Raw genomic sequence first — 14,065 nt, 5'->3', positions numbered from 1 at the left:
CCCCCAACTGCCTTGAAATCAGTACCTGTTCACTGACGTTCATCCCCCATGGAGCGCACATGACCGGGCAAGACCGCACCGCCGTACAGCTCGACACCAGCAAGCCCCATCCGGCCCGGGTGTACGACTGGTTCCTCGGCGGGAAGGACAACTACCCGGTCGACGAGGCGCTGGCCAAGCAGCTGCTCGCGGTCGACTCGCGCGGCCGGGACATCGCGCGGGTCAACCGGGCGTTCATGCACCGCGCGACGCGCTGGCTCGCCGAGCAGGGCGTACGCCAGTTCCTGGACATCGGCACCGGCATCCCCACCGAGCCCAACCTCCACCAGGTCGCCCAGCGCACCGCGCCCGACGCCCGGATCGTGTACGCGGACAACGATCCGATTGTGCTGCGGCACGCGGAGGCCCTGCTGCGCTCCGCCCCCGAGGGCGTCACCGAGTACATCCAGGCGGACCTGCGTGAAGTCGACCGCATCCTCGAACTCGCCCGGAACACCCTGGACTTCGAGCGGCCCGTCGCGCTCTCGCTGATCGCCCTGACCCACTTCATCGGCGACGCCGACGACGTGTACGGGATCGTGGACCGGCTCCTCGACGTCCTGGCCCCGGGCAGCCATCTGGTCCTGTCGCAGATCACCGGCGACTTCGACCCGGAGAGCGCGGCCCGTGCCGTCGAGCTCTACAAGTCGGGCGGTGTCACCCTGCGACCGCGCACCAAGGCCGAGTTCGCCCGGTTCTTCGACGGGCGTGAGCTGGTAGCCCCGGGCGTCGGCCTGGCCGCCGCCTGGCACCCGGAGCTCGGCGAGGCGGCGGCCGAGGGCGACGCGACGATTCCCGTCTACGCGGGCGTGGCCCGCAAGGCCTGAGGCCGCCGGACCGACCCCGTCGCCGGTGGTGACGGTCCGGTCCGGCGCGGGTGCGACAGGGCCCTCCCGCTGTCGAGTGCATACGCCCGCCTCCGTGACCGGCAAGACGGACCAGGCGCACACCTACCGGCGATTACGAGACGAACTCCTCGTCCCCGTAACGGACTTGAGCCGTCTTCCAGTCGACGCCGAGGGCGTTCGTGAACTTCTGGGCCAGCGGCAGATCGGCGATCGGGGCGACCAGGACGAGGCGGCCGTCCGGCGTGACCGAGCCGCCGCCGAGTCCGTCGCGGGCCGCGGGGTTCGCGAGCAGCGCGTCGTGCAGCTTCGTCGCGGAGACGCCCGGCGCCTGGATCTCCACCGCGTCGGCCTCCGGCGAGTTGCGCGCCAGGCAGCGGAAGGTCAGTACCGACTCCTGGTGGTACTGCTTGGCGATCACGGCGGCGATGTGGTGCAGCCCTTCCGGGCCAACCCTGTTGACGTCGAACTCGCGCGAGCGCTCATAGGTGGCCTGCTTCAGGTCGCCGGACCAGAAGACGCCGTCGAGCAGCTTCGAGGCATCGGGCCGCGCGCCATGGGCGTGGATGATCCTGCGTACGTCGTGCTCGAAGCGGGTCAGGCGGGTCTTGAGCCGCGGGTCGGCCGGATCGGTGATGATCGCCGTGTTGTCGGTGGCGAAGATCTCCGCCGTCGGGCAGCCGTGTGTCGCCGGACCGGCCTGGGCGTTCCCGGCGCCCGCCGTCCCCAGCGTCACCACACCGACCGCGACCAGGATGCTCAACCTGCGCTTCATGCCTCAACTCCCTGCCCACTGACTCGCGTTGCCGCGCTCGCGGCGCGTCTGGATCACCGTAGGGGTCGTGGCACAGGGTTAACCGCGGTAACTCCACGTATGGCCGATATCGGATGGTGGACCGCCGCGTCGGGAACGCCGTTGTCGCGAAAGGGAGTCGAGGTGCGGGGCGCGCCCCCGTGTCACTGGCCCCGCCAGAGGTTGTCGAAGGCCGCCTCCTCGATGCTGCGCCGCTGCCGTACCGCGACCAGTTCCGTCACCGCGTCGTCCACGGCGGCCAGTACGGTCGCGACCGCCTCGCCGGTGCGGTCCGCGAGGTCCTCGGGTGCCTCGTCGCGCAGCCGGGCGGCGGCCGCGAGACCGGCGAGGACAGGCTCGCCCGATGTCCAGCGGGCCATCGCGTCGCGCCGGACCGCCGAGTCGGCCACCTCCGCCCGGCCGGAACGCAGCGGCATCCAGCGGCTGGGGGCCCGGGTGAGGGTCCCGTCCGTCTCCAGAGTGGCGAGGTAGGCCGCGTGCAGTCCGCGGCCCCGGCGCCACAGCCAGTCCTCCACGGACTCGTACGGGGCCTGGCGCGTGAGGGCCGAGGCGGCTTCGGTCAGCTGTCGGTCGCCGAGGTCGCAAGGGGTGCCGGGGACGATGCGGTCGCCGTCCAGGGCGAGGGTGTCGGCGTCGGCGAGGTCGAGCAGTTCGGCTCCGGCGAGGGCCAGTGAGAGCTCGCCCTGCTCGACGGGGCGGACGGCGGCGGTGACGTCCATGCTGACAATCAGCAGGTCCCGTGCTGTGGACATGTCGCATTCCCTGTCAAGGCGTCGGTGGTCAGGGGCGTTCGCGGGCGGATCGTGGGTGGGCCGATGACGGGCGGCAGGCCACGGGCGAGGGCGCCGAGGAGATGCGTGCGGGCGGCCCGCTCATGAGCGCATCGTAGTGAGATCGGGAGCGCTCGGACAGTGGGCCCTGCCGTCGCCGCGCCGCGTATCCGCGGGACGGGGCCGGGTGCCGGGGAGGGTGGTGCACCGCCCTGCTGGACGGCTGTGCGGGCTCCTCTCGCTGCGGTCACGGCGGGCCGGGCCGGGCCTCTGGCGCCACGGTCACGGCGGGACGGCCAGGCCGCTGCCGTCACGGCCGGGCCCGTCCCGGCCGCCCGGTGGGGCTGACGGCGGGGCGGAGGCGGGCGGCTGTGATCAGATGGAGGCATGTCCCGTCGCACCAAGCGCCCCGCACGCCCCGCCGTCCCGACGTCCTGCCCCTGCGGGTTGCCCGCCCCTTACGCCGAGTGCTGCGGCCGCTACCACGCGGGCCCGGCCGCCGCCCCCACCGCCGAGGCCCTGATGCGTTCGCGGTTCAGTGCCTTCGCCGTCCAGGACGGGCCCTACCTGCTGCGCACCTGGCACCCCGACACCCGGCCCGAGCGCATCGACTTCGACCCCGGCATGCGCTGGACCCGCCTGGAGATCCTGGACACCACCGACGGCAGCGCCTTCCACTCCACGGCGACGGTCACCTTCCGGGCGCACTACACCCACGGCGGCGAGGCGGGATCCCTGCACGAGCAGAGCCGGTTCTCCCGCGTGGACGGCGCCTGGGTCTACCTGGACGCGGTCTTCGCCGACTGACCCCCACCGACTGACCCCCACGCCGAAGTCGAACGTCGCTTACCGATCGGTCAGAATGCTGACCGATCGGTTAGAGTCGAGCCCAGTCGCGACGAGGGGAGTGATGAACGTGGGGGCTGCGGCGCCGGTACAGCGCACGACCTGCTGCATCGTCGGCGGGGGGCCGGCCGGGATGATGCTGGGGCTCTTGCTGGCCAGAGCCGGCATCGAGGTGACGGTGCTGGAGAAGCACCGGGACTTCCTGCGCGATTTCAGGGGCGACACCGTCCACCCCTCGACCCTGCGCCTCCTGGACGAACTTGGTCTCGGCGGGCGCTTCGCGGCGCTGCCCGCGCGCAGGCTGGAGGAGATGCGCATGGAGATCGGCGGGACGACCGTCGTCATGGCCGACTTCCGCCGCATCCCCGGACGGCACAAGTACATCGCGATGGTTCCGCAATGGGACTTCCTCGGTCTGCTCGCCGAAGCGGCCGCCGAAGAGCCGCCGTTCACGCTGCGCATGCACACCGCGGTGACCGCACTGCGCACCGAGGGCGGCCGCATCACCGGTGTCCGGTACGTGGACGAACACGGCAGGCCCGGCGAGCTGGCCGCGGACCTCACCGTCGCCTGTGACGGCCGGGACTCGGTCGTGGCGCGCGAAGCCGGGCTGCTCCAGGACGCGTTCGAGGTGCCGATGGACGTCTGGCAGGTGAAGGTGCCCGCGCCCCGGGGCGGCGTCAAGGAGGGCCGGGTGTTCGCCCGCTTCGGCGGTGGCCAGGCGGCTGTCACCATGGACCGGGGCGACTACTACCAGACCTCCTATCTGATCCCCAAGGGCCAGGACGCGGCCCTGCGCACCCATGACATCCAGTGGCTGCGCGACCGCCTGGGCCAGCTCTTCGGCTGGGACGCCGAAGTGACCGCCGCCATCGGCTCCTGGGACGATGTGAAACTGCTCGACGTGACGATGGGGCGACTGCCCCGCTGGTACCGCGAGGGCCTGCTGTGCATCGGCGACGCGGCGCACACCATGTCCCCGGTGGGTGGCGTGGGCGTCAATCTGGCCGTCCAGGACGCGGTCGCCGCCGCCCGCATCCTCGCCACCCCGCTGCGCCAACAAGCCGTCACCGTACGGGAGTTGGGGCGCGTCCAGCGCCGTCGCGAGCTGCCCGTGACCGTGGTGCAGAAGCAGCAGCGCGGCGAGCACGACATGCTGCTGAAGCCCGCACTCGACGGAACGCTGAGCGATGACCGGCTCCCGTTGCCCTTGCGTCTGGTCCGCCGTGTCCCGGCCCTGCGCGGCCTCACCGCGTACCTGGGCGGTATCGGCGTACGGCCCGAGCGCGCCCCCCAATTCGCCCGCAGACAAGGCTAGTTGGGCTGGACATGCGGCGCCGGGGCTCAGCGCTCCACGGCGAGCAGCGTGAAGGCCACCAGCTCCTCCGAGGCGGCGTCCAGGCCGAGCTCGGGGTGGACCAGCCAGTGCGCGATGACCCCGTCGATCGCCCCGCCGATGGCCAGCGCCACCGTGCGGGTGTCGAACTCCCGGAAGGCGCCCGCTTCCTGACCAGCCGTCAACAACGCCGCGAGCCCCTGCCAGCGGCCACCGGTGTCGTGAGAGCCCGGCATCTTCAGCTTCGTGCCGCCCTGGTCGTCGAGCAGCATCTCGACGATCACCCGTACATGGCGCCGGTTGGCCTGCTGGTAGCCGATCATCGCCCGCACATAGGCGACGAGGGCGCCCCTGGGGTCGTCCTCGCGCTCGACGCGTTCGCTCACGTACGCCATGAACCGGTCGAGGACGTGCGCCAGGGTCGCCTCGGTCAGCTTGTCCTTGGAGGCGTAGTGGTAGAGGACGGCCGCCTTGGAGACGCCGGCCTGCTCGGCGATGGCGGCCAGCGAGGTGGCCGGGTAGCCGCGGGTGGCGATCGAGTCGATGGTGGCCTCGATCAGCTGTTGGTGGCGGGCCTGCTCGGTGAAGGTGGGCCGGTCCGCACCGCTGCTCCGACGAGCGGACATCGCGCCACCACCCCTTGCTGTGAAGTCCCTGACCTGCCGGTTGCCGACCGTATCAGGCCTTGTGGGGGCGTTGTCCGCGAGCTCAGACGCGGCCGGCCGCGGTCACCTTCTCGCGCACCGAAGGCATGCCGTTCGCCAGGTCCTCCGCCATCAGACGCTTGGCGATGGCGTCCGCCGCCGCGCGCAGTTCGGCGCTGCGCGGCCGGCCGCGGTCCGTCTCCAACTGCTCGTTGAGCCAGGTCGCCCAGGAGTGCGTGATGGCCTCGACCTCGCGCTCACCGGACGGCGTGTGCGAGAAATAGTTGCCCTCGTGGGTCAGGAACCCCTCCTCGACCATCCGCTGGAACACCGGCACCAGCACCTCCGGCGGCACATGGCGGCGGGAGGCGATCAGGCCGAGGCTCGCGTGCCCGACCATGCGCGTGTGCTGCTCGACCTGCATGACCGCCCAAGCGCCCGCCACGTCGAGCCGGGTGTCGGAGGCCGCGACGATGCGGCGCGCGGTGGTCATGTCCGTACCGCGGACGATCGTGCCGACGGCGAGTTCGAGCTCCTTGGCGGAGTCGCCCGTGCCCGGCCGCGCGAACCCTTCGCCCATGTCGGTGGAGGCGGACCGGGCGGTGTCGCGCAGTTCGACCTGCTTGAGGAAGAGCGCCACCAGGAAGCCCACCGCGGCCACCGGCACGGTCCACAGGAAGACGGTGTGCAGGCTGTCGGCGTAGGCCTGCACGATCGGGGCGGACACCGCCGGGGGCAGCCGGTGCAGCTCGGCCGGGGACTGCGCGGCCCTTGCCAGCTGGGCCGGGGTCGTGCCGCCGAGCTTCGCGGCGGCGCTCACCCCGTCCTGGAGGTTCGGCTTGAGGGTGTTGGTGTAGATGGTGCCGAAGACCGCGGTGCCGAACGAGCTGCCCAGCGTGCGGAAGAAGGTGACGCCCGAGGTCGCCGTGCCCAGGTCCGCGTAGTCGACGGTGTTCTGCACGGCGATGGTGAGCACCTGCATGCACAGCCCGATGCCGAGACCGAGCACGAACATGTAGAGCGATTCCAGCCCCGCGCCGACGGCGGGCCCCATCAGCGACAGGAGATAGAGGCCCACCCCCATCACGAGCGAGCCGACGATGGGGAAGATCCGGTACTGGCCGGTCCTGCTCACCACGTTGCCGCTGAAGATCGACGCGATGAGCAGACCGATGACCATGGGCAGGGTGCGGACCCCGGAGATGGTCGCCGAATCGCCGTCGACGTACTGGAGATACGTCGGCAGGAAGATCATCGCGCCGAGCATCGCGAAGCCGACGATGAAGCTGAGGACCGAGCACACCGTGAAGACGGGATTGCGGAACAGCCGCATCGGCAGCATCGGTTCGACGGCCCGGGTCTCCACCCAGCAGAACAGGGCGAGCGCGATCACACCGCCCGCGTACAGGGCGATGATGGTCGCCGAACCCCAGGCGAACTCGTTGCCGCCCCAACTCGTCGCCAGGATCAGGGCGCTGGCCCCGGCCGCGACCAGGCCGATGCCGAGATAGTCGATGACCGGCTTGGCGACGGACCGGACCGAGGGGATGTTCCGGGCCGCCGCGATCACCACGAGGATCGCGATGGGTACGTTCACGTAGAACGCCCAGCGCCAGCTCAGATGGTCGGTGAACAGCCCGCCGAGCAGTGGTCCGATGACGGTCGCGACGCCGAACACGGCGCCGATCGCCCCCTGGTACTTGCCGCGTTCCCGCAGCGGGATCACATCCGCGATCAGTGCCATCGCGGTCACCATGAGGCCGCCCGCGCCAATGCCCTGGAGCGCGCGCCAGGCGATGAGCAACGACATGTTGGTGGCGAGACCGCACAGGAACGAGCCGGTGATGAAGAGGATCGCGGACACCTGGAAGACGAGCTTGCGGCCGAACTGGTCGCCGAACTTGCCGACCAGCGCCGTCGCGACGGTCTCGGCCAGCAGGTAGGAGGTGACCACCCATGACATGTGGGCCGCGCCGCCCAGGTCCGAGACGATCGTGGGCAGCGCGGTGCCCACGATCGTCTGGTCGAGCGCGGCCAGCAGCATGCCGAGCATGATGGTTGCGAAGACGATGTTCCGCTGCCGGACATCGAGCACGGGCGGCGCGGAAGCGGGTGCTGTATCGCTGGCGGTGGTCACCCTGGCAGCCTCACACCGCCGCAGGTGGCACGCATGCCGTGTAGGCCGGGCGGGTGGGGCGAACGGGCCTGGCCGAGCGGCCGCGGACGGGCGGTCTCAGACGCCCTGCGGCACGTTGGGACCGGTCCGCCCCGCCGGGGCCGGCAGGCTCGGCGCACCGGCCCGGCGCAGCCTCGGCAGAGCCGGTACGGAGGCGAGGAAGACCAGGGTGGTGAGAACGAACGGCCAGGTGAAGGCGTGCCCGCCGGCCGGTGCGACCAGGGCGTTGAGCGCGGGCCCGAGCACCGTGGCCGCCGCCGCTCCCGTCACCGCGAAGCCGAGGCTCCAGCGATCGGCCGCGAGGAGCACGCCGCACAGCGCCATCGCGACGAGCACCGCGTTGTAGCCCATGGTGCCGTCCGCGATCCGGGCGGCGGGAGCGCCGAGCGCCCAGGCGGTCAGGACGCCCACGGCGCTGCCGACACAGGCCATCGCCCCAGCGGTCCGGCTGGCCGCGAAGATGCCGACGAGGAAGATCAGTCCGACGTACCACTGCGGCATGAGGAAGATCTGCGCGATGTTCGCGAAGAACGCGCGCGGTACATCGGCGAGGGCCAGGGCGACGGCATCCTCGGCGGCCCGGCCCGAGGCGACCGGGACCCGGCCGCCGTGCCGGACCCGTCCGAAGGCGGGCGCCGCGATCGTCATGGCGCTCGCCATCAGACAGAACGGCAGGGTCAGGGTCGGCAGTCCCCAGCCGCGCAGCAGTGTCGTGGCGGCCGCGGTCACGACGGTGACGATCGCACAGCCGCCCGCCGCGAGGACCATCGTGGCCGGACGGGCGGGGCCCAGGAACACGGCGAAACCGACCGCGACGAGGCAGGCGTTGAAGCCTTCGAGCCCGGCCGACACCCTGCCGCCCTCGACGCCGAGCAGTTGCGCGGTGCCGGTGCCGATCGCGGTGCCGATCAGCCCGTACAGGCCGTACTGCCAGCCGGCGGTGAACAGCGCGAGCGTGAAGATCGCGCCGGTCACCGCACTGGGCATGAAGTCCACCTGGGCCTGGCCGCGCAGTACGTGCACCGCGAACAGCCACCCCCGCCCGGTACGCCGCACGCGCACGAGACCCTCCCCCTAACACCCGCGAAATCGGCCGGTAATGGCCGAGTGCACTGTAAGGGGTGCCATATGGGACCGGGCAAGCGATTCATACCGCCCGCAGGACGGATAAAGCGGGCAGAACGGAGCTCGGTTGAGAAATTCCGTATACGACGGACGCCTCAGGTGGCCCGTTCGACAGGCAGATCCGGGAGCTTCTTGTCGTAGAGCCAGGACTTGAGCAGCGGGCGCACCACCGGTCCGGCCGTGGCCTCCGCGTGGGCGATGAACGAGGCGGTGTCGCCGATCCGGCCACGCCGCGCCGCGTGCCAGCCGCGCAGCACCGCGAAGAACCGGTCGTCGCCCACCGTGGTGCGCAGCGCGTGCAGGGTGCAGGCGCCGCGGGTGTAGAGCCGGTCGTCGAAGATGCGGCGCGGACCCGGCTCGGCGAGCCGCAGGTTCTGGCCGCGCCGCGCCAGGCTCCGCCACTCGCGCCGCGCGATCTCGTCCGCGTCGTCCTCGCCGATGTGTTCCGACCACAGCCACTCGGCATACGTCGCGAAGCCCTCGTTGAGCCAGATGTGCCGCCACTCGCGGATGCCCACACTGTTGCCGAACCACTGGTGCGCCAACTCGTGGGCGACCAGCGTCTCCCAGCCGCGCCGCCCGTCGATGTGGTTGCGGCCGAACACCGAACGCGTCTGGTTCTCGACGGGCGCGCCGAGGTCGGCGTCCACCACCACCGCCCCGTACGCCTCGAACGGGTACGGGCCGAACAGCTCCGAGAAGTGCCTCAGCATGTCGGGCTGGCGGCCCAGGTCGTGCCGCGCCGCCTCGGCGAGCCGGGACGGGTAGGCGTTGTGCACCGGGATCGCGGGACCACCTGCCGACCCGTGGGAGAGCACGCTGTCGTGCTGGAAGCGACCGGTGTAGAGCGCGGCCAGATAGGTGGCCATCGGCCCGGGGTGGTGATAGGTCCACACATCGGTGGCGCCTTCGCTGCGGCACTCGGTGAGCGTCCCGTTGGCGAGCGCCTGCCGGTCGCGCGGCACGGTGACCCGGAAGGTGTACGCCGCCTTGTCGTCGGGCCGGTCGTTGCACGGGAACCAGGACGGTGCCCCCAAGGGCTGGGAGGCGACCAGGGTCCCGTCGTGGCTGTCACCGGTACGGTCCCAGCCGATGCTTCCGAACGGCGAACGGATCGGACCGGGTCGCCCGCCGTACTGCACCTTGGCGGTGAACACCTCGCCGGCCGACACCAGTTGACTGGGCGTCACATACAGCTTGCCCTGGCGCTGGCGCACCCGGGCGGGCTTGCCGTCGATCTTCGCCGCGTACGCGTTGAGCCGGGCCAGGTCGAGTTCGATCCGCTCAAGCGGCCGCAGGGCGACGGCCTGGATGAGGGCGGTGCCGGCGAGCCGGCCGCTGGCCGAGTCGTAGGCGATCCGCAGGTCGTACGCGAGGGTGTCGTGGCCGTACGAGCCGTGCTGCGGAAAATAGCGCTCCCGGGGACCGGTCGCCTCGTCGTCGGCCACGGCCAGGGTGCCGATCGCGGACAGGGCGGCGGCCCGCACCAGGGACCGCCGGCTGCACCGGGTCATGCGGCACTCCCTTCCCGTTCCGAACCCTGACGTGCCGTCATCACCACTTGATCCTGGGGGAGTTGGGATGCCCGGAGGCTGGGCTGCTCGCCCGCGATCGGGTTGCCCGCCCACCGGGTGTCCCGCGGTACGCTCTCGCCGCGCATCACGAGCGAGGCAGCACCCACCGAAGCGCGGGCGCCGACATCGGTGCCGGGCAGCGCGATGCTGTGCGGGCCGAGCGAAGCGCCATCGGCGAGCCGCACCGTGTCCAGGCGCATGATCCGGTCGTGGAAGAGATGGGTCTGCAGTACGCACCCGCGGTTCACACTCGCCCCGTCCCCCAGCGTGATCAGATCGGTCTCCGGCAGCCAGTACGTCTCCAGCCACACCCCACGCCCGATACGCGCCCCGAGGCTGCGCAGCCACCAGTTGAGGACCGGCGTCCCGGTGAAGGAGCCCGCCATCCACGGCACCGCGAGCGACTCCACGAAGGTGTCGTACAGCTCGTTGCGCCACACGAACGACGACCACAGCGGATGCTCGCCCGGCGTGAACCGGCCGACCAGGACCCACTTCGCGACGGTCGCGGTCAGCCCCGCCACCAGGGCCGCGGCGAGCAGCAGCACGGTCCCGGCCAGCGCGGCCGACCCCAGGCCGCCCCGGTTGAGAACGCTCTGTTCGCCGATCAGCACGGCCTCGGCGAGCAGCACCGAGCACACCAGCGGCAGCACCCGGCACAGCTCGACCGCGGACCGGGCGAGAACGAGCTTGCGCGGCGGTTCGAAGGTGCGGCCGGGGTCGGCGGCGGCCGGGACCCGCGGCAGCGGCAACGCCGGCCGGCCGAGCCACGAACTGCCCGGCTCGCTCTGCGCGGGGGCGTCGCACAGCACCCCGATGAGCGCGCCGTCCGGCACCCGGCGGTCCGGGCCGACGATCCCCGAGTTGCCGACGAAGGCCTTGCGGCCGATGGTCGCCGTGCCCAACCGCAGCCAGCCGCCGCGGATTTCGAAGGGTGCCACCAGTGTGTCGTCGGCGAGGAACGCCCCGTCCTCGACCGTGAGGAGCGAGGGGAGCGGCAGTACCGTCGAGATCTCGGCGCGCCGTCCCACCCGGGCTCCGAGCAGCCGCAGCCACACCGGGGTCGCGAGGCTCGCGTACAGCGGGAAGAGACTGGAGCGGGCTCCGCTCAGGAGCCGGGTCACCAGCCAGGCGCGCCAGGCGACACCGCCGCACACCGGATGGAAGCCGGGCCGCAGACCCCGGCCGAGGATCCGCACGAGAGCGGCGAGCACCAGCATCGAGACCAGTGTGGTGGCCAGCGCGATCGGCGGCGCGGCGAGCAGCAGGCGCACGGCGACCTGCGAGAGCGTGTCGCAGGAGCGGACCAGGTAGTAGACGCCGACCAGCGCGGGGGCGGTGGAAAGCAGCGCGATCAGTGGCAGACCGCCCAGGGAGAGCGCGTACGCGGCGGCCCAGCGGCGCGAGCGGTGCGGGCGGGGCGCGGGCCAGCCGTTGCCCGCGATGCGTTCGTACGATTCGGCCGGGCGGGCCGGCGAGCCGAGCCAGCGCCGGCCCGGCGGGATCTGCCCGTCCAGGCAGGCGCCGGGATCCAGTTCGGCGTCCGCGCCGAGGATGGCGCCGGGCATCAGGGTGCTGCGGTGGCCGACCCGGGCGCCGTCGCCGATGTGGACCGTACCGATGTGCAGGGTCGCGCCGTCCAGCCACCAGCCGCTGATGTCCGCCTCCGGCTCCACGCTCGCACCGTGGCCGATCGTCGCGAGACCGGTCACCGGCGGCATGGCGTGCAGGGCGACGCCGGGCCCGACCCGGCAGCCGAGCGAGCGCGCGTACAGCCGGGCCCAGGGCGTTCCCAGGAGAGAGGGGACGCCGAAGGCGGCGACGAAGCGCTCCGCCGTCCACAGCCGCAGGTGGACCCGGCCGCCACGCGGATACGCCCCCGCCGTCATACCCCGGGTCAGCAGCCGCGCCGCGCCGGCGCCGATCGCGAAGCGCGCCGGTGCGCTCATCAGGACGACGGTGCCGATGATCACGAACCACCACGAGGTGTGCGGCGCCCACGCGTGCGGTGCGAGCAGCCCGAGCGCATTGTCGGCGGTGGCCAGGCCGATCAGGCCGCGCAGCCCGGCGATGCCGAACAGGGCGCTCTGTACGAGGAGTTGGACCACCCCGGCGCTGCGCGGCACCGGCTGGACGGGCCGGGCGTCGGTGGTGGGGCCCGCGAGGGATTCGAGGTGCTGGGCCATGTCCCGCAGCACGGGGCGGCGATAGAGGTCGGCGACGGAGAGGCCCGGATAGTGCCGGCGCAGTTCGGAGGCGAGCCGTGCGGCGCTGAGGCTGGAGCCGCCCAGGGCGAAGAAGTCGCTGTCCGGCTCGGGGTGTACCCCCAGCATCCGTTCCCATGCGCCGGCGAGGCGGGCCGAGGTGGAGCCGTCGTCCTGTCCGAGGCCGACGGCGGAGCCGCGCTGTGCGGGCAGCGGCCAGGGCAGCGCGTCCCGGTCCACCTTGCCCGAGGTGCGCGTCGGAAGCTCGGTGACCTCCACGAGCAGCGGTACGAGCGCGGCCGGAAGGCGCTCGGCGAGGAACCCGCGCGCCTGGCCGGCGTGGAAGCCGCCCTGGTCGGGCACCACATAGCCGACCAGGATCTGGCCGCCCGCCGGTGTGCCGCGCACCGCGCCAGCCGCGGCGCGCACGCCGGGCAGGGCGCGCAACATGGCGTCGATCTCACCGAGTTCGATGCGCCGTCCGCCCACCTTCACCTGGTCGTCGGCCCGTCCGAGGTGGACGAGGCCGTCGGCGTCGGCGCGTACGAGATCGCCGGTCCGATAGGCGCGCTGGGTGTCGAGCAGTGCGAGCGGCCGGTACCGCTCGGCGTCCTTGGCGGCGTCGAGGTAACGGGCGGTGCCCGCCCCGGCGATGACCAGTTCGCCCTCGGCGCCGTAGGGCACGGGCTGCCCGGAGGCGTCCAGGACCGCCAACTCCCAGCCGTCCAGGGGGAGTCCGATGCGTACCGGCTCGCCGGGCCGCATCCGGGCGGCGGTCGCGACCACCGTCGTCTCGGTCGGGCCGTAGGTGTTCCACATCTCGCGGCCCTTGACCGCGAAGCGGTCCGCAAGGGCGCCGGGGCAGGCCTCGCCGCCGACGATCAGGAGCCGGACCTGTTCGAGGGCCTCGTCCGGCCAGAGCGCCGCGAGGGTGGGCACGGTGGAGACCACCGTGATGCCGCGGTCGATCAGCCAGGGGCCCAGTTCGTGGCCCGCGCGCACCAGGGAGCGGGGCGCGGGCACCAGGCAGCCGCCGTGCCGCCAGGCCAGCCACATCTCCTCGCACGACGCGTCGAAGGCGACCGAAAGGCCGGCGAGCACCCGGTCGCCGGGCCCCAACGGGCTCTCGTTCAGGAAGAGTTGGGCCTCGGCGTCGACGAAGGCGGCGGCCGAGCGGTGGGTGACCGCGACGCCCTTGGGCAGTCCCGTCGAACCGGACGTGAAGATGATCCATGCGTCGTCGCTGGGCAGCGCGGGGCGCCAGCGCGCCCCGATGGGCGCCACCGGCCCCGGCAGTATCCGTCCGTCGGCTTCGAGGACGGCGCACACCCCGGCCTCGCGGAAGACGGTCGCCGCGCGCTCCTCGGGGTCGTCGGCGTCGACCGGCACGTACGCCGCGCCGCAGAGCAGGACCGCCAGAATGGCGAGGTACAGGTCACAGGTGCCCGACGGGATGCGGACGCCGACCCGGTCGCCGGGGCCGATGCCGTGGCGGGTCAGCCGCACGGCGCGTTCGGTGATCCGGTCGCACAGGTCCTGGTAGGTGAGCCTCTCGCCGCCCGCGTCGAGTGCGAGCGCGCCCGGATGGGCGGCCGCCGTCGCGTCCAGTACGTCGAGCAGGGTGCGGGGGCGCGGGGCGCTGGCGCCGCGGTAGACGGCCGGCAGATGCGAAGACATTCGGTATGCCTCTGG

10 protein-coding genes are annotated in these 14,065 nt (G+C 72.3%); 3 read left to right on the top strand and 7 right to left on the bottom strand.

Annotated elements, in window-relative coordinates; genetic code table 11:
• Nucleotides 1-59 precede the first annotated feature (59 nt).
• Entirely contained in the window at nucleotides 60-866 is an 807-nt protein-coding gene (locus OG522_RS06220) for an SAM-dependent methyltransferase (RefSeq protein WP_329461927.1), read from the top strand.
• A 133-nt stretch (nucleotides 867-999) separates the two neighbouring features.
• Here the strand turns inward: OG522_RS06220 and OG522_RS06215 are convergent, their stop codons facing one another.
• Together OG522_RS06215 and OG522_RS06210 are read right to left on the bottom strand one after the other, a co-directional pair.
• Complete coding sequence (locus tag OG522_RS06215; RefSeq protein ID WP_329461926.1) at nucleotides 1,000-1,659, bottom strand: hypothetical protein; 660 nt, start codon at nucleotides 1,657-1,659, stop codon at nucleotides 1,000-1,002.
• Nucleotides 1,660-1,841: 182 nt separating this feature from the next.
• Complete coding sequence (locus tag OG522_RS06210; RefSeq protein ID WP_329461925.1) at nucleotides 1,842-2,450, bottom strand: GOLPH3/VPS74 family protein; 609 nt, start codon at nucleotides 2,448-2,450, stop codon at nucleotides 1,842-1,844.
• 405 nt (nucleotides 2,451-2,855) lie between these two features.
• Here OG522_RS06210 and OG522_RS06205 point away from each other — a divergent pair, with 405 nt between their 5' ends.
• Nucleotides 2,856-3,275 (top strand): YchJ family protein, encoded by a 420-nt coding sequence (locus OG522_RS06205; protein WP_329461924.1) that lies wholly within the window; start codon nucleotides 2,856-2,858, stop codon nucleotides 3,273-3,275.
• A 103-nt stretch (nucleotides 3,276-3,378) separates the two neighbouring features.
• Nucleotides 3,379-4,632, top strand: coding sequence for an FAD-dependent oxidoreductase (locus OG522_RS06200; protein ID WP_329461923.1), 1,254 nt, complete (start codon nucleotides 3,379-3,381; stop codon nucleotides 4,630-4,632).
• A gap of 26 nt (nucleotides 4,633-4,658) precedes the next feature.
• Here the strand turns inward: OG522_RS06200 and OG522_RS06195 are convergent, their stop codons facing one another.
• From OG522_RS06195 to OG522_RS06175, 5 genes are all read right to left on the bottom strand, one after another.
• Nucleotides 4,659-5,276 carry a TetR/AcrR family transcriptional regulator gene (locus tag OG522_RS06195; RefSeq protein ID WP_329461922.1) on the bottom strand — a complete coding sequence of 206 codons (618 nt, stop codon included), beginning with the start codon at nucleotides 5,274-5,276 and terminating at the stop codon, nucleotides 4,659-4,661.
• A gap of 82 nt (nucleotides 5,277-5,358) precedes the next feature.
• Nucleotides 5,359-7,431, bottom strand: a complete 2,073-nt coding sequence (locus OG522_RS06190; RefSeq protein ID WP_329461921.1) for an MDR family MFS transporter — start codon at nucleotides 7,429-7,431, stop codon at nucleotides 5,359-5,361.
• 96 nt (nucleotides 7,432-7,527) lie between these two features.
• The gene (locus OG522_RS06185; protein ID WP_329461920.1) at nucleotides 7,528-8,532 is read right to left on the bottom strand and encodes an urea transporter; all 1,005 of its coding nucleotides are present in this window, start codon (nucleotides 8,530-8,532) and stop codon (nucleotides 7,528-7,530) included.
• A 158-nt stretch (nucleotides 8,533-8,690) separates the two neighbouring features.
• A complete protein-coding gene (locus OG522_RS06180) occupies nucleotides 8,691-10,109 on the bottom strand; it encodes a M1 family metallopeptidase (RefSeq protein ID WP_329461919.1) in 1,419 nt (472 codons plus the stop codon).
• Nucleotides 10,106-14,050 carry a Pls/PosA family non-ribosomal peptide synthetase gene (locus tag OG522_RS06175; RefSeq protein ID WP_329461918.1) on the bottom strand — a complete coding sequence of 1,315 codons (3,945 nt, stop codon included), beginning with the start codon at nucleotides 14,048-14,050 and terminating at the stop codon, nucleotides 10,106-10,108. The genes OG522_RS06180 and OG522_RS06175 overlap by 4 nt, the downstream gene beginning before the upstream one ends.
• Nucleotides 14,051-14,065 lie beyond the last annotated feature (15 nt).

Origin of the sequence: Streptomyces sp. NBC_01431, assembly GCF_036231355.1 — a bacterium.
Classification (GTDB): domain Bacteria; phylum Actinomycetota; class Actinomycetes; order Streptomycetales; family Streptomycetaceae; genus Streptomyces.
Note: the sequence above shows the minus strand (reverse complement) of the source record. Positions and strands in the feature narration are given on the sequence as shown.